General features: G+C 71.6%; 20 protein-coding genes. 9 read left to right on the forward strand and 11 right to left on the reverse strand.

Annotation, left to right across the window (positions count from 1 at the left end; translation table 11 throughout):
• Positions 1-12 precede the first annotated feature (12 nt).
• A complete protein-coding gene (locus tag AB0I15_RS08560; RefSeq protein ID WP_358091886.1) occupies positions 13-2,298 on the reverse strand; it encodes a TIM-barrel domain-containing protein in 2,286 nt (761 codons plus the stop codon).
• A gap of 94 nt (positions 2,299-2,392) precedes the next feature.
• Positions 2,393-3,415: an aminotransferase class V-fold PLP-dependent enzyme gene (locus tag AB0I15_RS08565; RefSeq protein ID WP_358091888.1), complete on the reverse strand. Its 1,023-nt coding sequence runs from the start codon at positions 3,413-3,415 to the stop codon at positions 2,393-2,395.
• 394 nt (positions 3,416-3,809) lie between these two features.
• Here AB0I15_RS08565 and AB0I15_RS08570 point away from each other — a divergent pair, with 394 nt between their 5' ends.
• The gene (locus AB0I15_RS08570; RefSeq protein ID WP_358091890.1) at positions 3,810-4,766 is read left to right on the forward strand and encodes a PLP-dependent aminotransferase family protein; all 957 of its coding nucleotides are present in this window, start codon (positions 3,810-3,812) and stop codon (positions 4,764-4,766) included.
• Between the two features lie 6 nt (positions 4,767-4,772).
• On the opposite strand, the gene AB0I15_RS08575 is transcribed toward AB0I15_RS08570, so the two are convergent.
• On the reverse strand, positions 4,773-6,161 hold the full coding sequence (locus tag AB0I15_RS08575) for an NAD(P)H-quinone dehydrogenase (RefSeq protein ID WP_358091892.1): 1,389 nt from the start codon (positions 6,159-6,161) through the stop codon (positions 4,773-4,775).
• Positions 6,162-6,326: 165 nt separating this feature from the next.
• On the opposite strand from AB0I15_RS08575, the gene AB0I15_RS08580 reads away from it, so the two are divergent.
• On the forward strand, positions 6,327-6,818 hold the full coding sequence (locus AB0I15_RS08580) for a gamma-glutamylcyclotransferase (RefSeq protein WP_358091894.1): 492 nt from the start codon (positions 6,327-6,329) through the stop codon (positions 6,816-6,818).
• Here the strand turns inward: AB0I15_RS08580 and AB0I15_RS08585 are convergent.
• Complete coding sequence (locus tag AB0I15_RS08585) at positions 6,815-8,119, reverse strand: MFS transporter (protein ID WP_358091896.1); 1,305 nt, start codon at positions 8,117-8,119, stop codon at positions 6,815-6,817. The genes AB0I15_RS08580 and AB0I15_RS08585 overlap by 4 nt on opposite strands.
• A 110-nt stretch (positions 8,120-8,229) precedes the next feature.
• Between AB0I15_RS08585 and AB0I15_RS08590 the strand changes: the two genes are divergently transcribed.
• Genes AB0I15_RS08590 through AB0I15_RS08605 form a run of 4 tightly spaced genes read left to right on the forward strand, consistent with a single transcriptional unit; the run spans position 8,230 to position 13,008 of the window.
• Positions 8,230-9,222 carry an Lrp/AsnC family transcriptional regulator gene (locus AB0I15_RS08590; protein ID WP_358091898.1) on the forward strand — a complete coding sequence of 331 codons (993 nt, stop codon included), beginning with the start codon at positions 8,230-8,232 and terminating at the stop codon, positions 9,220-9,222.
• Complete coding sequence (locus AB0I15_RS08595; protein ID WP_358091900.1) at positions 9,219-10,523, forward strand: M20/M25/M40 family metallo-hydrolase; 1,305 nt, start codon at positions 9,219-9,221, stop codon at positions 10,521-10,523. Before AB0I15_RS08590 ends, AB0I15_RS08595 begins: the two co-directional genes overlap by 4 nt.
• Before the next feature lie 2 nt (positions 10,524-10,525).
• Positions 10,526-11,329, forward strand: a complete 804-nt coding sequence (locus tag AB0I15_RS08600; protein ID WP_358091902.1) for a purine-nucleoside phosphorylase — start codon at positions 10,526-10,528, stop codon at positions 11,327-11,329.
• A gap of 38 nt (positions 11,330-11,367) precedes the next feature.
• Positions 11,368-13,008, forward strand: a complete 1,641-nt coding sequence (locus AB0I15_RS08605) for a phospho-sugar mutase (protein WP_358092194.1) — start codon at positions 11,368-11,370, stop codon at positions 13,006-13,008.
• Positions 13,009-13,411: 403 nt separating this feature from the next.
• On the opposite strand, the gene AB0I15_RS08610 is transcribed toward AB0I15_RS08605, so the two are convergent.
• The 3 genes from AB0I15_RS08610 to AB0I15_RS08620 are packed head-to-tail and all read right to left on the reverse strand — an operon-like array spanning position 13,412 to position 15,642.
• On the reverse strand, positions 13,412-13,897 hold the full coding sequence (locus AB0I15_RS08610; RefSeq protein WP_358091904.1) for a GyrI-like domain-containing protein: 486 nt from the start codon (positions 13,895-13,897) through the stop codon (positions 13,412-13,414).
• A gap of 15 nt (positions 13,898-13,912) precedes the next feature.
• Complete coding sequence (locus AB0I15_RS08615) at positions 13,913-14,827, reverse strand: sigma-70 family RNA polymerase sigma factor (RefSeq protein WP_358091906.1); 915 nt, start codon at positions 14,825-14,827, stop codon at positions 13,913-13,915.
• Positions 14,824-15,642: a MerR family transcriptional regulator gene (locus AB0I15_RS08620; RefSeq protein ID WP_358091908.1), complete on the reverse strand. Its 819-nt coding sequence runs from the start codon at positions 15,640-15,642 to the stop codon at positions 14,824-14,826. Before AB0I15_RS08620 ends, AB0I15_RS08615 begins: the two co-directional genes overlap by 4 nt.
• A 113-nt stretch (positions 15,643-15,755) precedes the next feature.
• Between AB0I15_RS08620 and AB0I15_RS08625 the strand changes: the two genes are divergently transcribed.
• The 3 genes from AB0I15_RS08625 to AB0I15_RS08635 are packed head-to-tail and all read left to right on the forward strand — an operon-like array spanning position 15,756 to position 18,608.
• A complete protein-coding gene (locus AB0I15_RS08625) occupies positions 15,756-16,400 on the forward strand; it encodes a TetR/AcrR family transcriptional regulator (protein WP_358091910.1) in 645 nt (214 codons plus the stop codon).
• Positions 16,393-17,883 carry an AMP-binding protein gene (locus AB0I15_RS08630; RefSeq protein WP_358091912.1) on the forward strand — a complete coding sequence of 497 codons (1,491 nt, stop codon included), beginning with the start codon at positions 16,393-16,395 and terminating at the stop codon, positions 17,881-17,883. Before AB0I15_RS08625 ends, AB0I15_RS08630 begins: the two co-directional genes overlap by 8 nt.
• Positions 17,880-18,608 (forward strand): enoyl-CoA hydratase/isomerase family protein, encoded by a 729-nt coding sequence (locus AB0I15_RS08635; RefSeq protein ID WP_358091914.1) that lies wholly within the window; start codon positions 17,880-17,882, stop codon positions 18,606-18,608. The genes AB0I15_RS08630 and AB0I15_RS08635 overlap by 4 nt, the downstream gene beginning before the upstream one ends.
• Positions 18,609-18,611: 3 nt before the next feature.
• On the opposite strand, the gene AB0I15_RS08640 is transcribed toward AB0I15_RS08635, so the two are convergent.
• From AB0I15_RS08640 to AB0I15_RS08655, 4 genes are read right to left on the reverse strand one after another with little or no spacing between them, the layout of a single operon-like run.
• The gene (locus AB0I15_RS08640) at positions 18,612-19,223 is read right to left on the reverse strand and encodes a PH domain-containing protein (RefSeq protein ID WP_358091916.1); all 612 of its coding nucleotides are present in this window, start codon (positions 19,221-19,223) and stop codon (positions 18,612-18,614) included.
• The gene (locus AB0I15_RS08645) at positions 19,220-20,293 is read right to left on the reverse strand and encodes an adenosine deaminase (RefSeq protein WP_358091918.1); all 1,074 of its coding nucleotides are present in this window, start codon (positions 20,291-20,293) and stop codon (positions 19,220-19,222) included. Before AB0I15_RS08645 ends, AB0I15_RS08640 begins: the two co-directional genes overlap by 4 nt.
• 34 nt (positions 20,294-20,327) lie before the next feature.
• Complete coding sequence (locus tag AB0I15_RS08650) at positions 20,328-20,678, reverse strand: cupin (protein ID WP_358091920.1); 351 nt, start codon at positions 20,676-20,678, stop codon at positions 20,328-20,330.
• Positions 20,679-20,682: 4 nt separating this feature from the next.
• Complete coding sequence (locus tag AB0I15_RS08655) at positions 20,683-21,279, reverse strand: hypothetical protein (protein WP_358091922.1); 597 nt, start codon at positions 21,277-21,279, stop codon at positions 20,683-20,685.
• Between the last annotated feature and the right edge of the window lie 122 nt (positions 21,280-21,401).

Consider the following 21,401-nt stretch of genomic DNA (forward strand, 5'->3'; position numbering starts at 1 on the left):
CTCCAGGGGGTGTTACGAGATGACGGCCCGCGTGGGAGCTTCGGTCACCGGGACGATCTGGACCCCGGTGACGCGTTTCGGGCCGGTGACGGCGACACGCAGCTCGTCGCCGTCCCTGGTGGCGACGGCGACCGTCACGCCGTCCGCGTCGTGGATTTCGGCGGTTCCCTCGCCGCCCCCGAAGGCGACGAGCGTGATCTCGGCGGGCACGTCCACCCTGTCCTGCTGCTCCTGGACGGGGATGAGCGCGCCGTACCGGACGAAGAGGGGGATCTGGTCGAGCGGCTTGCTGACCGGGACGTAGCGGGAGCCGTCGAGCACCTCACCCGTCCAGTAGTCCACCCACCGGCCGCGCGGCAGGTACACCTGCCGGGTGCCCTCCGGCGCGGTCATGGGGGCGACGAGCAGGTCGCGGCCGAGCAGGTACTGCAGGTCGGCCTGCCAGGCCACGGGGTCGGCGGGGAAGTCGACGCACATCGCGCGCATCATCGGCGCGCCGGTGCGCGCGGCCTCGACGGCCGCCGAGTAGATGTAGGGCATCAGCCGGTAGCGCAGCCTGAGCGCGCTCACGGCCTCCGCCTCGACCTCGGGGAACTCCCACGGCTCGCGGGAGGTCGTGCCGTGCAGGCGCAGCAGCGGGGAGAGCGCGCCGAACTGGGCCCAGCGGACGTACAGGTCGTCGGTGGGCCGTCCGGTGAAGCCGCCGGCGTCGTGGCTCCAGAACGGCACACCGGACAGACCGTGCGCGAGGCCGCCCCTGATCGTGCTGCCCATGGCGGCGTAGCCGGTGTAGGTGTCGCCGCCCCACTGCGCGCTGTGGCGCTGCCCGCCCAGGTACGACGACCGCGCCCACACCAGGTCGTGCCCGTTGACCTCACGGGTGACGGCGGCGACCAGGTCGTTGAAGAGCAGGGTGTAGACGTTGTGCAGGTCGGTGCCGCTCATGCCGTTGAAGGCCGTCGCGTCGGCCGGCACGCCCTCGGCGAAGTCGGTCTTGAACGCGGCCACGCCCTGGCGCAGCAGCGGGCGCAGCAGGTCCTTGAACCACGCGGCGGCGGCCGGGTTGGTGAAGTCGACGATGCCGCAGGCGGGGAACGAGCCGTGCCAGCAGTCGGCGACGTACGCGTCTCCGTCCTGGTTTTTCAGGAAATATCCGGCGTCGGCGCCCTCACGGAACGCCGGGCTGAGGTGGGAGATGTAGGGGTTCATCCACAGGCAGACCCTGAACCCCATCGTCTCCAGCTCGGCCAGCATCGCGTCCGGGTCGGGGAAGTTCACCGGGTCCCAGCGCAGGTCCGACCAGTGCCCGTCGCTCTGCCAGTAGGTGTCGAGGTGCAGCACGTCGCAGGGGATGCCGCGCTCCCTGATCGTGCGCGCCCTGGTCAGCACGCGCTCCTGGCTGTCCACGCAGAACCCGGAGGAGATCCAGGTCCCGAACGCCCACTTGGGCGGCAGCGCGGGCCGGCAGGTCAGGTGGTCGTAACGGTCCAGGACCTCCGACGGCGTCGGCCCGGCGATCACGTAGTAGTCCATGACGTCGTCGGGCACCAGGATCTGCACCACGCTGTGCGTGGACTGGCACATGTCGAACTCCGCGGGCGCGCCGGTGTCGACGAGCAGCCCGTACCCCTTGCTGGACAGGTAGAGGGGCACGTTCTTGTACGCGCGCTGCGACTCGGCCCCGAAGGCGTCGAAGTTCCACATGACCGGGCGCTGGCCGCGCTTGTCCAGGCGGGTGAACGACTCGCCGAACCCGGCGAACGCCTCGTCGGGCGCGGCGGCGAAGCTCTCGTGATAGGCGACGGGCGTGCCGGCGGAACTCGAGCGGCCGAACGGCAGCGTACGCAACCGGCCGCTGATGTCGGTGTGCCCCCGGTCCTGCTCGACCAGCGTGGCCCCGCTCGCGTCGGTGAAGCGCAGGTGCCACGGCGCCAGGCTGATCTCGGCCCGCAGCGAGCCGGCGTCGATCACGACAGGCTCCCCTGGCTCCGCCGCGGCACGTGCCCCTGAGTACGCGCCGGGCGTCACCAGCGAGATCGCCCCCTCCGAGCGGGGGCGGGCGGTCGCGTCCTCCGACAGCCGGACCCTGATGACGCCCTCCCCCGCGACGCCCACCTGGACGACCAATGTCTCCTCCGCCGAGGTGACCGCCTTGAGCATCACCTCCGCACCGTCGGCCGCCACCAGCTCGGCGGCGGTCAGCGCGGACAGGCCGCCCTCGCCTCGTGCGCGGACCGGCAACTCGGGCGGGTCCGCGACGAAGTACTCGTGCGCGACCAGTGGGGGGCGATAGGGCATGGAAGCTCCTTCAAACGCTGCGCCAACTCGTGACTTAGTTTGGTGTCCATACCAACAAAGGTCAACCGGTTAGCCGGAGCTCCGTCCGAAGGGCTCAGCGCGCGGCGAGTTCGGCCACCGCCGACGCCACGAGCTCCACCTCCTCCTCGGTGTTGTAGTAGTGCGGCGACAGGCGCAGGCACCACTCCACGTCCTTGTCGCCGAAGTCGAAGAGCGCGAACTCGCGGTGGCTCAGGGCGGAGTTGATCCGCCGCGCGTCCATGGCCTGCTTGAACGGCTGGGGCCGCCAGCCCTCGATGGCGAAGGTGACCAGCGCGGCCGGGGCGGGGCCCCGGTCCAGCAGGCGTACGCCGCCGACGCCGGCCAGGCGGTCGCGCAGGGTCGCGGCCAGGGCCGGCGTGCGCCGGGAGACCGGCTCCAGGCCGACGTCCATGGCGTAGCGGGCGGCCGCCGCCGAGCCGAGCAGGGTCGCGTACGGGAATTCCCACTCCTCGAACCTGGCCGCCGTCTCGACCGGGCGGTAGCGGCCCGGTTCGGTCCAGCGGGCGCCGTACATGTCGATGAAGAGCGGCTCGTAGCCCTCGCGCAGGAGGCGGCCGGAGACGTACAGGAAGCCCGAGCCGCGCGGCCCGCGCAGGAACTTGCGGCAGGTGGCGGTGAGCAGGTCGCAGCCGATCTCCTCGACGTCGATCGGGTACTGCCCGACCGACTGGCAGGCGTCCACCAGGTAGATCAGGCCCTGCTCCCGGCAGTGGCGGCCGATCTCGGCCACCGGCTGGACGAGCCCGGAGTTCGTGGGCACGTGTGTGACGGCGACCAGGCGGGGGCGGCGCGAGCGCATGAGCGCCGCCATGGCCTCGACGTCCACGCCGGTGCCGTCCGGATGGTCGGGGGCGTGCACCACCTCGACCCCGAAGCGGTCGCGCAGGGAGAGGAACGCGATCTGGTTGGAGATGAAGTCGTTGCGGGTGGTGAGGATGACGTCGCCGCGCTCGAACGGGATCGCCGACAGCGCCTTGCTGTAGGCGTGCGTGGCGCTGCCGGCGAAGGCGACGTTCGAGGGTTCGGCGCCGATCAGCCCCGCCTGCCCACCAGCCGCGACCTCGTACGCCGCCACGGCGTCAGCCCCGTCACCGTGGCCCGCGCCTTCGCCGCCCTGGCCGCGGAGGGCGTGGTCGTGACCCGGCCGGGCAGCGGCACGTACGTGGCGCCCCGGCGGGCGGGCGACGACGAGGCGCCCGGCGACACCTCCTGGCAGGCGGTCACCCTCGCCGAGGGCCGCCGGCCCGTCCCGCCCGTGGAGGACGCCCTTCCGGAGAGCCCCGCCGGGGCGATCTCACTGGCGGGCGGCTACCTCCACCCCTCGCTCCAGCCCGGCAAGGCGCTGGCGGGCGCGCTGGCCAGGGCGGCCCGCCGTCCCGACGCCTGGGACCGGGCACCGGTGGCGGGCCTGGCGCCGCTGCGCGCCCTCTTCGCCAAGATGGCGGGCGGCACCATGGGAACCGCCACCCGTGGGTGCGGACGACGAGCAGGTGACGGGTGGCGCCTCGAGAGGGCTGCCCGTGCGCGCGGAGGACGTGCTGATCACGAGTGGCGGGCAGGGGGCGCTCTCCCTGCTCTTCCGTGCGCTCGCCGCGCCGGGCGCGCCGGTGCTGGTGGAGTCGCCGACCTACCCCGGCGCGCTGTCGGCGGCGCGGGCGGCCGGGCTGCGGCCGGTCCCCGTGCCGATGGACGCCGACGGCATCCGCCCCGACCTGCTGGCCGACGCGTTCGCCATGACCGGCGCCCGCCTGCTCTACTGCCAGCCGTCCTGCCACAACCCGACCGGCACGGTGCTCGCCCCCGAGCGGCGCGGCCAGATCGTGGACGTGGCCCGCGCGGCGGGCGCGTTCCTCGTCGAGGACGACTACGCCCGCCACCTGGGCCACGGCCGTCCGCTCCCCCGCCCGCTGATCGCCGGCGACCGCGACGGCACGGTGGTGCACCTCGCCTCGCTCACCAAGCCCGCCTCGCTCAGCCTGCGCATCGGCGCCCTGATCGCCCGCGGCCCGGTGCTGCGACGGCTGCGCGACATGAGGTTCGTGGACGACTTCTTCACCGCCCGCCCGCTGCAGGAGGCCGCGGTCGAGCTGCTCGGCTCACCGAGCTGGGACCGCCACCTGCGAGCCCTGTCCACGGCCCTGCGCGAGCGCCGCGCGGCGCTGGCCGACGCCCTGGCCGCGGAGTTGCCCGGCTGGCGGATCGCCCACCACCCGTCGGCCGGTCTGCATCTGTGGGTGGAGCTGCCGCCCGGCCTCCAGGACACGGCCGTGGCCGAGGCGGCCAGGGCGGCGGGCGTGCTCGTCAACGCGGGCAGCCGCTATTTCCCGGCCGAGCCCACGGCCGCCTGCCTGCGCCTGGGCTTCGCCGCCACCGCCGGCCTCGCCGAGCTCCGTGAGGGTGTGCGCCGCCTGGCCGCGATCACCTAGCCGCCGCTAGATGGACACCCCGGGCTGCATGAGCCGCCGTGCCGCCTCGGTGATCGAGCCCGACAGCGACGGATAGACCGCGAACGTGTGCGCCAGTTGGTCGACGGTGAGCCGCTGCTGCACGGCCACCGACACGGCCAGGATCAGCTCGGAGGCGCGCGGCGCCACCACGACCCCGCCCAGCACGATCCCGGTGTGCGGGCGGCAGAACAGCTTGACGAACCCGTCGTTGAACCCCTGCATCTTGGCCCGGGCGTTGGTGGCCAGCGGCAGCTTGACCACGTTCGCCTCGATCTCCCCGGCCTCGATCGCCCGCTGCGCGACGCCCACGGCCGCGATCTCCGGGTCGGTGAAGATGTTGGAGGCCACCGTGGCCAGCCGCAGCGGCTGCACGGCCTCGCCCAGCGCGTGCCACACCGCGATCCGGCCCTGCATGGCGGCGACGGAGGCCAGCATGAGCACGCCGGTGCAGTCGCCGGCGGCGTAGACGCCGGGCGCGGACGTGCGCGAGACCTTGTCGACCTTGATGAATGCGCCCCGGTCGAGCTGCACCCCGGCCTCCTCCAGCCCGATGCCGGAGGTGTTGGGGACCATGCCGACCGTCATCAGCGCGTGCGACCCCTCGGCGGTGCGCCCGTCTTCCAGCGTGACGACCACGCCGTCGGCCGTGCGCTTCACGGACGAGGCCCGGGAGCGGCCCATGACGTTCATCCCGCGCCGCCGGTAGACCTCTTCGAGCACCTCGGCGCCGTCGGCGTCTTCGTTGGGCATCATCCGGTCGCGGCTGGAGACCAGGGTGACCTCGGCCCCGAGCGAGCGGTAGGCGCCCGCGAACTCGGCCCCCGTCACCCCGGACCCGACCACGATCAGGTGCTCGGGCAGCTCCTCCAGGTCGTAGAGCTGGCGCCAGTTGAGAATGCGCTCTCCGTCGGGCTCGGCCCCGGGCAGCACGCGCGGCGTGGCGCCGGTGGCGAGCAGCACGACGTCGGCCCTGATCGTCCGGTCGCCGGCCCGCACCACCTGCGGATCCACCAGCCGCCCGGTCGCCTTGACGATCTCGACGCCCTCGGCTTCGACCCGCGTGGCGATGTCGGCCGACTGCGCCTGGGCCAGCTCCTTGACCCGCTTGTTGACCAGCGGCAGATCGACGCCCACCACCCCGGCGTCGCCGTCGGGCCCGCCGGAGAAGGCCACGCCGAGCGAGGAGGCGTCGAGCAGCGCCTGTTTACGCACGGAGGTGGCGATAAGGGTCTTGGAGGGCACGCAGTCGGTCAGCACGCATGCGCCTCCCGGGCCGTCCTGTTCGACCATCGTGACTTGCGCGCCTAGTTGGGCGGCGACCAGCGCCGCCTCATAGCCACCTGGTCCGCCACCGATGATCACGATCCTCGTCACATGTCCCATTCTCCCGCACGAGGCGGACCAAGCTGCAACGGGGCCATGAACCGGTCGGGACACGACGTCGCGCCGCCCCGATCCGATGGACCGGCGCGGCCGTCCAGCGTGGCAGGATGGCGCGGTAGCTGGATGATGAGCGGCACCCGGCGAGAGGGGTGGATCGTGGCGTGGTCTTCAGATCGTTCGGGCAAGCCCAGTGATCTCAGACTCTATGGCGCGTATGGCACGAACATGGACCCGGAGCAGATGGCCATGCGTGCCCCCCACTCACCGATCTGGGGTGTGGGCTGGCTGCCCGGCTGGCGTCTGACGTTCGGGGGCATGGACCTCGCGTGGGAGGGCGCCATCGCCACGATCGTCGAAGACCCCGACGAGCATGTGTTCGTGGTCCTCTATGACGTGCCCGACTGGGAGGAGACCTCGCTCGACCAGTGGGAGGGCGCGGTCCGCGGCGCCTACCACAAGGTGCGGATGCGGGTGCAGACGCTGGAGGGCGAGGTCGTGGCCTGGTTCTACGTGCTCGACGGCTATGAGGGCGGTCTGCCGTCGGCCCGCTACCTGGGCAGCCTGGCCGAGGCGGCCGAGCGGGCGGGCGCCCCCGACGACTACGTCAAGGAGCTGCGGGAGCGCCCCTGCACCTCATACGGCGGTTAGCGCAGCGGCTGGTCCTTGGTCTCCTTGAGGACGAAGAGGTAGACCAGGGTGGAGATCAGCGCCAGTGCGGACATGTACCACGGGAAGAGCTCGGGCATCTTGGCCTCCTGCAGCGCGGTGCCGATCAGCGGGGCGGTGCCGCCGAAGAGCGCCACGGTCAGCGAGTACGGGAACCCGGCCCCCGCCGCCCGCACCCGGGTCGGGAAGAGCTCGGAGTTCACCGCGGCCGAGATCGAGGTGAAGCAGCCCAGGAACACCATGCCGACGAGTTGCACGACCAGCAGGCTCCCGTAGGAGTCGGTCAGCAGCCCCAGCAGCGGCACGGGCAGGACCAGGAACCCGAGCCCGAACGTGATCAGCATCGGCCTGCGCCCGATCCGGTCCGACAGCATCCCGAGCAGCGGCTGCAGGATCATGAAGAAGACCAGCGAGATCGTGCCGATCTGGAGCGAGTCCGCCTTGTCGAAGTTCACGGTGATCTGGGCGTACGTGGGCAGGAAGCTGGTCCACGTGTAGTAGGCGACCGTGCCGGCGATGGTGATGCCCACGATCGTGGCCGCCGACCTCGGGTGGTGCTTGAGGAAGTCGAACAGCTTGGGCCGCTGGGCCTCGCCCCGGCGGATCTCCTCCGCCACGGCCGAGGTCTCGTCGGCGCCCTTGCGGATCCACAGGCCCACGAGGCTCAGCACGGCGCCCACGATGAACGGGATGCGCCAGCCGTAGGAGTCCATGTCGGCCTTGACGAGCGAGGTGGCCAGCAGCGCCGCCAGCCCGGAGGCCAGGAGCTGGCCGATGGTGGTGCTGACGTACTGGAAGCTCGAGAACAGGCCGCGGCGGTTGGGCGGGGCCGACTCCACCAGGAAGGTGGTCGCGGCGGCGAACTCACCGCCCACCGACAGGCCCTGGATGAGCCTGGCCAGGGTCAGGATGATCGGCGCCAGGACGCCGACCGCCGCGTAGGTGGGCGTCAGGCCGACGAGCAGGGAGCCGGCGCCCATCAGCACGATGGTGAACGTCATGGCGGCCTTGCGGCCGTACCGGTCGGCGAACGCGCCGACCAGGAGGCCGCCCAGGGGGCGCATGAAGAAGCCCACCGCGAAGACCGCGAACGAGCTCAGCAGCGGCACCAGGCTGTTGCCCGCGCTCTTCGGGAAGACCTGCGCGGCGAAGTACGTCGCCAAGAAGGTGTAGGCGTACCAGTCGTACCACTCGACCACGTTGCCGATGCTGGCCGCCATGAGCTGACGTACCCGGCTCTTGGGGATGCCGAGGGGGGATTGGGCCACAGGGGACTTGGCCACGTGGGCTCCTTTGCTTGCAAGAGCGGTGATGGCTTACTGTGCATTCGGGCGACCGAAACAGTCAAATTTCTCGTCATATATTTACAAACCCGACACAGAAACGGGTCCGAGTGGATGTTCTCGACCGGCGGCTCGTCGCCGCGCTGCAAGTCAGCCCACGTGCCTCGTGGGGCGAGATCGGCCGGGCGGTGGGCGAGCACGAACGCACGGTGGCCAGGCGGCTGCAGCGCCTGATCGCCGACGGCTTCGTCCGGGTCACGGCCATCTACGACGACCTGCGCACCGGGCATGGGCGCCCGGTGCACCTGCACGTCCACGTACGGCCGGGGACGGCGGGACAGGTGGCCAGGGCGCTGGCCGACCGGCGCGACACGCGCTCGGTCTACGCGCTGACCGGGGCCGCGGACATCGGCTGCGAGCTGGTCTCCCCCTCCAGGGAGGATCTGCACCACGTCCTGTCCACGCAGCTCTCCGACATCGACGGGGTGTCGCAGACGCAGACGCAGGTCGTGCTCCACACGTTCAGGACCGTCGCCGAGTGGCACGCGCCCTACCTCAGCGAGCAGGAGGTGGCCGAGCTGCGGCCGGACCCGCCGCCCGAGCTCCTGCCTGACGAGGAGGGCCTGTCACCCTTGGAGCAGGAGATCGCCGAGTTGCTCGCCGCCGACGGCCGCATCGCCTTCACCGCGATGGCCGAGCGGCTGGACGTCTCCGTGCCGACCGCGCGGCGGCGGGTGGCCTCGCTGATCGAGCGGCGGCTGCTGCTGCCGCGGGCCGAGGTGGAGCCCGCGCTGCTCGGTCTGGAGGTGGAGGCCATGCTCTGGCTCAAGGTGCGCCCGTACGGGCTGGACCTGGTCGGCCAGCGACTGGCCGCGCACCCCCAGGTCCGTTACTGCGCCGCCACCACGGGCACGCATTCCCTTATCGTGCAGGTCGTCGCGGCGCACGAGGCGGACCTCTACCGTTTCATGACCGGCGTCGTCGGCCGGCACGACGAGATCACCGACGTCGATCTGACCCTCATCACCCGCGCCTACAAGCGCGGGCACCTCCACAAGTCCGGACTGCTCACGCTGGATCACCATTGGGAGACAACGCCATGACACCTGCCGAGAAGGAAGTCGCCGACCTCTGCGTGGAGCTGATCCGCGTCGACAGCAGCAACTACGGGGACGGCAGCGGCCCCGGCGAGCGGGCCGCGGCCGAGGTCGTCATGGCCCGGCTGTCCGAGGTCGGCATCGAGTCCACCTACATCGAGAGCGAGCCGGGCCGCGGCAACGTGATCACCCGGGTCGAGGGCACCGACTCCTCCCTGCCCGCCCTGCTCGTCCACGGCCACCTCGACGTCGTCCCGGCCAACGCGGCCGACTGGTCGGTGGACCCGTTCGCGGGCGAGGTGCGCGACGGCTACATCTGGGGCCGCGGCGCCGTGGACATGAAGGACATGGACGCGATGATGCTGGCCGTGCTGCGCCAGCTCAAGCGCGAGGGGCGCAGGCCGCGGCGCGACATCGTCTTCGCCTGGGTGGCCGACGAGGAGGCCGGCGGCGTGTACGGCGCCAAATACCTCACCGCCCACCACCCCGAGCTGTTCGAGGGCGTCACCGAGTCGATCAGCGAGGTCGGCGGCTACTCGCTGGAGGTCGACCCGTCCCTGCGGCTCTACCTGATCGAGACGGCCCAGAAGGGCCTGGCCTGGATGAAGCTGACCGCCGACGGCACGGCCGGGCACGGCTCGATGCTCAACGACGACAACGCCGTCACCGAGATCGCCAGGGCCGTCGCCAGGATCGGCGAGCACGACTGGCCCCTGACGTACACGCCGACGGTCCGCCGCTTCCTCACCGAGGTGGCCGACGCCTTCGGCATCCCGTTCGACGAGAGCGACCCCAAGCCGGTCCTGGACACGATCGGGCCCCTGGTGCGGTTCGTGGGCGCGACGCTGCGCAACACCGCCAATCCGACCCAGCTCAACGCCGGCTACAAGTCGAACGTGATCCCCGGCCAGGCCACGGCCGTGGTCGACGGGCGGTTCCTGCCGGGCTTCGAGGAGGAGTTCTTCAAGACCGTGGACGGGCTGCTCGGGCCGAAGGTGCGCCGCGAGTTCGTGCACCACGACATCGCGCTGGAGACCTCGTTCGACGGGGCGCTGGTGGAGTCGATGATCGCGGCGCTCAAGGCCGAGGACCCGGCGGCGCGGGCGATCCCGTACTGCATGTCGGGCGGCACCGACAACAAGACGTTCTTCGCCGATCTCGGGGTGCGCGGGTTCGGGTTCGTGCCGCTGCGGCTGCCCGGCGACATGGACTTCGCGTCGATGTTCCACGGCGTGGACGAGCGGGTGCCGGTCGACGCGCTGCAGTTCGGCGTACGGGTCCTGGACAGGCTGCTTCTAAACTACTGAAGGTGACCAAAGACGCATATACCCTGGCCGACGAGGCCGCCGCGGCACTGCGTGACGCCGCCGGCCTCGACACCTTCGACGTGGCCCTCGTCATGGGGTCGGGGTGGGTGCCCGCCGCCGACGCGATCGGCGAGACGGTGAGCGAGATCCCGTTCACCGGCCTGCCGGGCTTCCGGGCGCCCGCCGTGGCCGGGCACAGCGGCAAGATCCGCGTCGTGCGCACCCCGGCGGGGCGGCACGCGCTGATCTTCCTCGGCCGCACGCACCTGTACGAGGGGCTCGGGGTCGACCCGGTCGTACACGGCGTACGGACGGCGGCCGCGGCCGGCGTACGCACGCTCGTGCTGACCAACGCGGCCGGCGGCCTGCGCCCCGAGACGCAGAACGTCGGCGACCCGGTCCTGATCAGCGACCACATCAACCTGACCGGGGCCAACCCGATCACCGGCACCACGTTCATCGACCTCACCGAGGTCTACTCGCGCCGCCTGCGCGCGCTGGTCCGCGAGATCGACCCGAGCCTCGCCGAGGGCGTCTACGTCGCCTTCCGCGGGCCCACGTACGAGACGCCGGCCGAGATCCGCATGCTGCGCACGCTCGGCGGCGACATGATCGGCATGTCCACCGTCCTGGAGGCCATCGCGGCCCGCGAGGCCAAGCTCGACGTGCTCGGCCTCTCCCTGGTCACCAACCCGGGCGCGGGCCTGTCCGGCGAGCCGCTCAACCACGAGGAGGTCCTCGAGGTCGGGCGCGCCACGGCCGCCCGCATGGGCGTGCTGCTGGCCAAGGTGGTGGACCGGCTGTGAACGACGACGCGAAGGCGCCGGCGGCGAGCGGGAACGACGTGCCCGCCACGGCGCTCCTGCTCCAGGAGGCCGGGCGGTGGCTGGCGCAGGACCCCGACCCCGACACCCGCACCGAGCTCTCCGGCCTGATCGAGCGCGAGGACCTGGCCGCCCTGGACGACCGGTTCGGGGCCAAGCTGGAGTTCGGCACGGCGGGCCTGCGCGGCGAGCTGGGCGCGGGCCCCAACCGCATGAACCGCGTCACCGTCATGCGCGCCGCCGCCGGCCTGGCCAAGGTGCTCGGGCCGGGCCGGCACGTGGTCATCGGCTACGACGCCAGGCACAAGTCCGACGTGTTCGCCCGCGACACCGCCGCCGTGCTGACGGGCGCGGGGCTGCACGCCTCGATCCTGCCCGCGCCGCTGCCGACGCCCGTGCTGGCCTTCGCCGTACGCCAGCTCGGCGCCGACGCCGGGGTCACGGTCACCGCCAGCCACAACCCGCCCCGCGACAACGGCTACAAGGTCTACTGGGGCGACGGCTCCCAGATCGTGCCGCCGATCGACAGCGAGATCTCGGCCGCCATCGACGAGGTGGGCCGCGTGGACGAACTCCCGCTGAACGGCCCCGGCACGCTGACCGAGCTGGGCGAGGACATCGTCGACGACTACATCGAGGCCGTGACGTCCCTGCCCCTGGGCGAGGCGCGTGACCTCCGTGTCGCCTACACCCCGCTGCACGGGGTCGGCGCGGCCACCCTGACCGGCGCCTTCCTGGCGGCGGGCTTCGAGACCCCGATGGCGGTCGAGGAGCAGCGCAACCCCGACCCCGACTTCCCCACGGTCTCCTTCCCGAACCCGGAGGAGCCGGGGGCGATGGACCTAGCCGCCGCCCTGGCCGCCAAGCTGAACGCCGACCTGATCCTGGCCAACGACCCCGACGCCGACAGGTGCGCGGTCGGGGTCCCGCTGCCGGGCGGGGACGTCCGCATGCTCACGGGCGACGAGGTGGGCGGCCTGCTGGCCGAGCACGTGATCACCCACACCACCGGCGACCGCCTGGTGGCCACCACGATCGTCTCCTCCACCCTCCTGGGCAAGATCGCCGGGGCCCACGGCGTGCGCTACGGCGAAACGCTGACCGGCTTCAAATGGATCATCAAGGCGGGCGCGGGGCTGGTGTTCGGCTACGAGGAGGCCATCGGCTACAGCGTCGGCTCGGACGCCGGCCTCCCGGTCAGGGACAAGGACGGCATCGGCGCGGCCCTGACGGTGGCCGCCATCGCCGCGACGGCCAAGCGGGCGGGCCGTACGCTCCTGGACCTCCTGGACGACCAGGCCCGCCGCTACGGCCTGCACGCCACGTCCCAGCTCTCGTTCCGGGTGGACGACCTGTCGTTGATCGCCGACGCCATGGACCGCCTGCGCACGAACCCGCCGGCCTCGCTCGGCGGGCGGGCGGTCGAACGGGCGGACGACCTGAACCAGGGCGACGGCGGCCTGCCCCCCACCGACGGCCTGCGCTACCGGCTGGTGGGCAACGCCCGGGTGGTGGTCCGCCCTTCGGGCACGGAACCGAAGCTGAAGTGCTACCTGGAGGTCGTCGTCCCGGTGACGGACGAGGTCCCACAGGCCCGCGCCCAGGCGACCCGTGAGCTCGACTCCTTGAGCGCCGACCTGACGGTTCACCTGGGCTTTTAGCGCATTCCGCTTGCCCGGGCCACCGTATGGGACCAAAGTTGGTGGGTCCACATCCGGTAGGACCAAATGTGGACCCATGGACCGAAGCATCTCGCGCGGGGTCGACGCGAGAGGGAGCCGGGCAGCCGTAACCGGAGTCACCCCTTTCCACCCGAAACACCTGGCGGTAGTCCCGTCGGCAGCAGGCCGCCGAGGCCGAAGGCGACGTTGCGCGCAGTCCGGTCACCTGCTGGGCGAACAGCGACGTCAGCGGCAGGTAGAGGCCGCTGCCGAGGGCGTCGACGAACATGCCGACGAGGAAGGGCCGCACGGCCGGGCTACGCGGAGGGGAGACGAGCATCCGCGACAGTGTGCCCGGCCGGCGGCGGGTGGCGGACCTGGGCCCCAGGTCCGACCCCGGCTGTCAGGCCAGCTTGAACTGCAGGTCGACGTCCCAGTTGTCGAGGTCGGGCTCCTCCATCGGGTTGGTCTTGTACAGCTCCAGCCGGCCCGCCCAGTGCTCGGCCCCGTCCTTCTCCGTCATGTCCCACGAAAGCCTCTGCTCCTGTGCCCACCGCAGGAGATCGGCGGTCACCTTCATGAGCCCGTCGGGGTGGCCGTGGTGGGAGACGGTGACGTAGCGGCCCGCGGGCAGGGTGCCGGCGAAGAGGTCGCCCTCGGCCTCCACCGGTGCGGCCACCGGGACGCCCGCCTGCACCACCAGCCGGTCACCGGCCATGTCGATGCTGTCGTAACGGAAGAACGGCGCCCCGGCCGGGTACGCGCCGCGTTCGGCGAGCCAGCCGATGATCTCTCCGATGCGGTCCCCGACGACGCCGAAGGTGGTCATGGTGATGGTTGCGCGCACCCCGACGTACGGACGCTCGGGGAACTCGACGATTTCTGGCATGTGATGTTTCCTCCTTCACCCCTCAGTACGAGACGCGGGCACCGAACTCATCGGCAGATCGAAGAAAGGGAACAATCCCGGGTCGAGATAGGTGCTCGCCCCCACGATCAGCCCGCCGGCCACCTCTACCACGACCAGGGCGAACGGCTCGCCGTTGAGATACTGGCCGAAGGCCGGGCAGCCGTTGGCCCGCGTCGCGACGAGGCGGGAGCCGGCGCACGGCGCGTCCGAGGCGAGCAGGACCGCGCGGATGGCCTCCCGTCCCCGCAGCCACCACGTGAACGGCGGCATCGACGACGTCGCGTCCTCGTGCAGCAGCGACACCAGCGTGTCCACGTCATAGCGCTCGAATGCCGAGACGTAGCGGGCCAGGAGTTCCTCGTCCACCTCCGGGTCGAGGGGCGCCGTCGCCGGAAGGCCGGCCCTGGCGCGTTGCAGGGCGCTGTTGACCGAGGCGACCGTGCTCTCCAGGAGGGTGGCCGTCTCGGCGGCGCTCCACCGCAGCACGTCCCGCAGGATGAGCACGGCCCGCTGCCGGGGCGGCAGGTGCTGCAGGGCGGCCACGAACGCCAGGCGTACCGTCTCCCTGCCCACCGCCACGTCCGCCGGGTCGAGGACGCGGTGGTCGGGGACGGGCTGGATCCAGCGGTCGGGCGGGAGCGGCTCGCCCAGGGCGGCGCCGGGGACCGCGGCGGGGCCCAGGTCCATGGCGCGGGCGCGGCGCTGCGGGCCCTTGAGCATGTCGAGGCAGATGTTGGTGGCCAGGTGGAACAGCCACGGGCGCAGCGGTCCGCGGCCGGGGTCGTAGGTGCGCCACGCCCGGACGAACGCCTCCTGCACCGCGTCCTCGGCCTCGAAGCCGGAGCCGAGCATGCGGTAGCAGTAGCCGGTCAGCTCGGCCCGGTGCGGCTCCAGTTCCAGCTCCGTCATGGGACGGGGATCACCTCGATCTGCAGCTCCGTCACCCATTCGTCCCGGTTCGGCGGGCAGTGCAGGGAGATCTCCCTGGCCAGGTCGCGGGAGCGGTAGCCGTGCTCCTCGATCCAGTGGGCCAGCGCCTGGAACGTCGGCCCCACCGCCTCCATCGGCCCGTGGTGGATGATCGTGGCCGCCGTGTCGATGCCCGGCAGGTCCACCACCTCGACGTCGTGCGTGCCGGGTTCGGCGTTCACCGGCAGGCAGGCGTGCACCATGATCGAGCCGTCGTCCTCGGGCACGTAGTAGGCCAGGCCGGGGCCGGTGATCCGGATGGCGGCGGCCTCCACGCGCCGGCAGATCTCCTCGAAGAGGGGGCCGATGACCGGGCCGATGTCCTCTCCCTCGTAGCTGGCCGCCCTGGCGCTGAGCCGGGCGACCCTGATCGGGCTCACCGTCTTCAGCACGACCTCCGCGGTCCTCATGTGCCCCTCCGTCTCGATCGTACGAAGCCGCGCCTCGACGCTGCGCAACCTGGCCAGGTCGGCGCTGATCTGCGCTTCGAGCTGGGCACGGCGCAGGCGCACCATGCCGTGCAGCTCCTCCGTGCTCACCTTCTCGTCGAGGATCGCCCTGACCTGCTCCAACGTGAAGCCGAGGTCCTTGATCGCGACGATGCGGTTGAGCCTGGCGAGCTGCGCGGCCTGGTAGGACCGGTATCCGCTGACCGGGTCCACGTGCGCGGGCCGCAGTAGGCCGATCGCGTCGTAGTGCCGGAGCATCCGTACGGACACCAGCCCCAGTCTGGCGAAGTCTCCGATGCCGAACATGTCACCTCCAGAGGTAGGGGCTGACACGGTGTCAGAGTCAACCTATGGCGATTCCTGTGGAGTTGGGGTATTTTCCGCTTCAAAGGGCGACCGAACGTTCGGTAGGAATCCAGATGACCACAGATGCCAGTGTGCGGATCCGTACGGCGGCGGTGCTGCTGTTCGCCCGTCACGGGTACGCCGGCACGAGCATCAGAGACCTCGGCAAGGCCGTGAACATGACCAACGCCGGGATCTACCACCACGTGACGAGCAAGGAGGCCCTGCTGGCCGACCTCATGCGCGTCGCCCAGCGCGGGCTGATCGAGACCACCGAGCGCATGCTCGGCCCCTACGACCGTCCCGCGGACCGCCTCTCCCTGCTGATCGGCTCACTCACCGCCATCCACGCCCGCAACCCGATGACCACCCGCGTCATGGACGGCGAACTGCGCTCCCTGACGCCCGGCTCCGCCGCCCACGACGAGATCATCGCCCTCCGCGACGCCTACGAGGACCACTGGAAGAGCGCGCTCGCCGACGGGGTCGCCGAGGGCGTGTTCCACTGCGCCGACCAGCGGCTGACCCGGCTCGCGCTGATGTCCATGTGCACCGGCACCAGCGAGTGGTACCGCCCCGACGGGGACTCCTCGCTGGAGCAGGTGTGCGCCGAGTTCGTCACGATCGGCCTGGCCGCCGTCCGCGCCCCCGCCCAGAGCGTCGCCACCGCCGATTTCTCCCTGCTGCCCGAGTACCCCTGGGAGCCGCCGGATGCATGAGACGATCCCCGACCTGATGAGGCACGCCGCCGCCACCTACGGCACGCGTGAGTTCCTCCGCTTCCCCGACGCCGGCCCGACCCGCCCCGGCGCCCGCGTGACCTTCGCCGACGCCGACGCGCGGTCCGACCGCCTGGCCGCGGCCCTGACCGGCAGGGGCGTACGGCCCGGCGACCGGGTGGCCGTCATGATGGACAACGTGCCCGGCTGGCCGCTGAGCTGGCTGGGGATACTCAAGTCCGGCGCGATCACCGTGCCGGTGAACGTCCGCTACCGGGCGGCCGACCTGGAGCACGTCCTGACCGACTCGGGCGCCGTCGCGACCATCAGCACGCCCGAGCACGCCGCGCACATCCCGGGCCCGGTGTACGACCTCGACGACCTCGACGGCGGAACCGGCCCGACCGTACCGATCAAGAGCGACGATGTCGCGAATTTTCAGTACACGTCGGGGACAACCGGATTCCCCAAGGCCTGCATGCTCACCCACGACTACTGGCTCAGGACCGCCCAGGTCGTCGTGGACCAGATCGGGCTCCGCGACGACGACGTCTTCATGATCGCGCAAGCGTACTCGTACATGGATCCCCAGTGGGTCACGCTCCTGTGCCTGACGGGCGGCATCCCCCTCGTCGTGCTCCCCCGCTTCTCCGCCTCCGGCTTCTGGCCCTCGGCCAGGGAGCACGGCGCGACGCTCACGTACGTGCTCGGCACGATGCCCCTCCTCATGCACAAACAGCCGCCCCACCCCCATGACCGCGACAACCGCATGCGCCTGGTGCTCTGCTCGGGCATCCAGCCCGACCTGCACCGCACGTTCGAGGAGCGCTGGGACGTGCCCTGGCGGGAGCTGTACGGCTCCACGGAGACCGGCCCCGACCTGGTCGTGCCCGTGGACGCGGGCGAGACGGTCGGCACCGGCGCCTTGGGCGTGGCGCCGCCGGGCAAGGAGGTGGTCATCGACGAGGAGAGCGGCGAGATCCTGGTCAGGGGCGTCCCCATGATGAAGGGCTACTGGAACCACCCCGAGGCGACCGCCCACGCGTTCAGAGGCGGCTGGTACCACACCGGCGACCTGGGCGTCCGCGACGACCACGGCCACATCCGCCACGCCGGGCGGATCAAGGACATGGTCCGCAGGGGCGGCGAGAACATCTCGTGCGCGGAGGTCGAGAGCGTGCTCGCGCGGCACCCGGCGGTCATGTCGGCGGCCCTGGTGCCGATCCCCGACGACCTGTTCGGCGAGCTGCCCAAGGCGTTCCTGCAGCTCCGCCCCGGCTACGAGGCCACCCGTGACACCGCCATGAGCGTGATCGAGCACGCGCGGGAGCGCCTGGCCCGCTTCAAGGTCCCGGCGTACGTGGAGTTCGTCGAGGAGTTCGCCCTGACCCCGTCGGCCCGCATCGAGAAACGCCACCTCCTCAACCCCGAACGCGACCAGCGCGCCGCCCCGGCCATCCCCGTCGAGAAGGAGCAGAGATGATCGACGTAGCAGTACGCGACGACGTGGCCGTGATCACGCTCGCCCGCCCCGAGAAGCTCAACGCCCTCACCTCCGCCATGCGCGCGGACCTGGCCACGGCCGTACGCGAGCACGGGCGGCACACCAGGGGCATCGTGGTCACCGGCACGGGCCGGGCGTTCTCGGCCGGCGAGGACATCCACCAGGCCGTCGGCCGATCGCTGGTCGAGGAGGTGGAGACCTTCCACGACATGACCAGGGCCGTGCTCGAGACCACGGTCCCGGTGGTGGGGGCGGTCAACGGCCTGGCCGTGGGCGGCGCCGCCGAGTGGACGCTCTGCTTCGACGCCCGGATCGGCACGCCGGCGGCCGAGTATTTCCTCCCGGAGAACCACATCGGCCTGTCGATCTCGAACGCCTCCAGCTACCTGCTCCCCCGCCTGGTGGGCGCCAGGGCGCTGCGGCTGGTGCTCGACTCGGCCCGCGTCAGCGCCGAGGAGGCCCTGGCCCTCGGCCTGCTGGACGAGATCGTCGCCCCGGAGAGGCTGGTGGAGGCGGCCATCGCCCGGATCCACCACTGGAGCGCCCCCGGCGCCGCCACCGCGGTCCACCTCGCCCTGCTGCGCCCGTCACCGGCGGAGGTCGAACGCGCCTTCGCGGTGGAGACGGAGGCGGCCGGGCGGGTGGAGGCGTCGGGCATCGCCCAGGCGGGGATGTCCAGATTCGTCAACAGGGCCAGGGGGTGACGATCAGGTGAAGACGACGGCCGCCACGATCAGCGCCACCGCGGCCACCAGCACCGCGATCGAGTCGTAGGACCAGGTGACCCGGACCGGCGCCGCCGCCTCGTCGCGGCGCCGGGCCGACTCGGCGCGATCGCGGATCTGGTCGCCCACCCAGTCGGCGTGCGTCTTGCCCGCGAACGCCTCCACCGCCGCCTGCTCGGACTTCGACAGCGTCGGCTCGGTCTTGAAGCGCCCGCGCTCGACCCGGGGCGCGCCGCGCCGCTGCGCCTTGGCCCGCTCTCTGGCGCTGCTCATCGGCGTCCACAGCCGCAGCTCCCGCCCGTCGCCGTGCTGGACGTTGATGGAGTGGGACACGGTCACGTCGTCGATGGCGGCCCACGGCACGAACGTCGTGCGGAACGGGTTGCGCCCTACCAGCCCCTCCTCCGTGAACACGGTGGCGGGGCGCAGCGCGACCGCGTAGACGAGCGCCGTCAGCGCCCCGAGCACGGCCAGCGCCACCAGCGACGACTTGCCGCTGAAGCGGGCGATCAGGTCGTAGACGTTGAACGCCACGAACGCCAGCCACACCCACCCGAGCACGAACGCGGTCCTGGAGCGGTAGACCTGCTTCACGGCTGCCACTTGAGCCGGGCGAACCCGGGCTTGATCACGCCGTTGATGAGCGCCAGCCGCTCGTCGAACGGGAGGAACGCCGACTTCATCGCGTTGACGGTGAACCACTGCAGGTCGTCCCAGCCGTAGCCGAACGCCTCGACCAGCTTGTGGAACTCCAGCGACAGGTTGGTCGCGCTCATCAGCCGGTTGTCGGTGTTGACGGTGACCCGGAAGTGCAGCCGGCGCAGCAGCCCGATGGGATGGTCGGCGATCGAGTCGGCGGCGCCGGTCTGCAGGTTGGAGGTGGGGCACATCTCCAGCGGGATGCGCTTGTCGCGTACGTAGGCGGCCAGCCGCCCCAGCTTCGCCGACCCGTCGCCGGCCACGGAGATGTCGTCGATGATGCGCACGCCGTGCCCGAGCCGGTCGGCGCCGCACCACTGGATGGCCTGCCAGATCGACGGCAGCCCGAACGCCTCGCCGGCGTGGATGGTGAAGTGGGCGTTCTCCCGCTGCAAGTATTCGAACGCGTCGAGGTGGCGGGTGGGCGGGTAGCCGGCCTCGGCCCCGGCGATGTCGAACCCCACGACGCCGCCGTCGCGGTAGCGCACCGCGAGCTCGGCGATCTCCCGGGAACGCGCCTGGTGCCGCATGGCCGTCAGCAGCGTGCCGACGCGGACGCCGCGCCCCTCGGAGCCCTGCCTGAACCCGTCGAGCACCGCCTCCACCACCTGGTCGAGGCTCAGCCCCCTGGTGGTGTGCTGCTCGGGCGCGAAACGCACCTCCGCGTAGACCACGCCGTCGGCGGCCAGGTCTTCGGCGCACTCGGCGGCCACCCGGACGAGCGACTCGCGGGTCTGCATGACCGCGACCGTGTGGTCGAAGGTCTCCAGGTAGCGTTCGAGTGATCCCGAGTCGGCCGCCTCCTCGAACCAGTGGCGCAGAGCGTCGGGATCGGTCGTGGGCAGCCGGCCGTAGTCGGTCTCCCGGGCCAGCTCGACGATCGTCTCGGCGCGGAGCCCGCCGTCGAGGTGATCGTGCAGCAACACCTTGGGAGCCCGCCGGATCTCGTCAAGCGTGGGGCTCATCTGGCCATGATATGAGCACCCGGGCCGCGCCTGCTCAGTCGCGTCCGGCGCTTTCCGGGGTGAAGGCGGGCAGGCACACGGCGACGTAGTCGGCGCCCTCGGGCCCGGTGCTGTAACGCACCTTCTCTCCGGGGTAGGTCACCAGCGACTGCCCGGCCCCGACCTCGGTCGTGCCCTCGGCGTGCTCGACGATCACCGTGCCGCGCAGGACCACGGTGTACTCGGTGAACGACGGCGTCTGGGCCGGCTCCTCCCAGCCCGGGGGCGCGCTCATGTGGGCGATGGAGATCGCCTCGTCGCCACTGCTGACGCGGCCCACGTGCTCGTCGATGAGCTTGCCGCCGGGTACGGGAATGCGGGCCGGAGCCTCGATCTTTCTCACCACGACGTCAGTGTGCCACGTCGACTATCAGCCGGTTGGGCGTGCCCTGCTCCTTGACCTGGAACGGCGCCTGCTTGTCCAGCGCCAGCCCGATGCCGACGCGCCCCTCGAAGTCCCCGGTCCTGACGACGTCGGTGAGGTTGCCCAGGTCGGCCGCGTAGACGGGACCGCCGTGCCAGGTGGGCGCGCCCTCGTCGTCATGGGCGTTGGCCGGGAAGAGCGTGACCTGGAGGTAGGCGCCGCCGCGGACGTCGATGGGCTTGCCGGAGCCGTCCTGGACGAACTCGTCCACCCATTTCACGCTGTAGCCGGGGATGGCGCCCTTGAGGTCGATGACCAGGCGGTCGTAGGTCTCGTGGGCGGCGTACCGCACGGCCGTCACGACGGCGGGCTCGATGCCGGCGCGGTCGACCTCCACCTCGGCGGTGCTCGTCGGGGTGTCGGAAGCCGGCCCACTGGCGGGCGGGCTTTCGTGCTGGGTTTCGGGCCCTGTCTCGGGTCCTGTTCCGGGCAGGGCGGTCTGCCGGGCCGGGCCGCAGGCGGCGAGCACGGCGAGGAAGACGACGGAAAGGGCCACGCGGGCGCGCGGGGACAGCGAGCGCATGACCGGTAGATGCCCAGCTCACAGCCCCGCAAGCGGCGTCGGCACGGGATTCCCGGCCGGCGGCACCGGCGCTGGGCGAGCAGACCCGTCAGGGCCCCGCCGCCGTCGCGGCGAGGCCCTGA

Source organism: Nonomuraea sp. NPDC050643, assembly GCF_040654715.1.
GTDB lineage: Bacteria > Actinomycetota > Actinomycetes > Streptosporangiales > Streptosporangiaceae > Nonomuraea.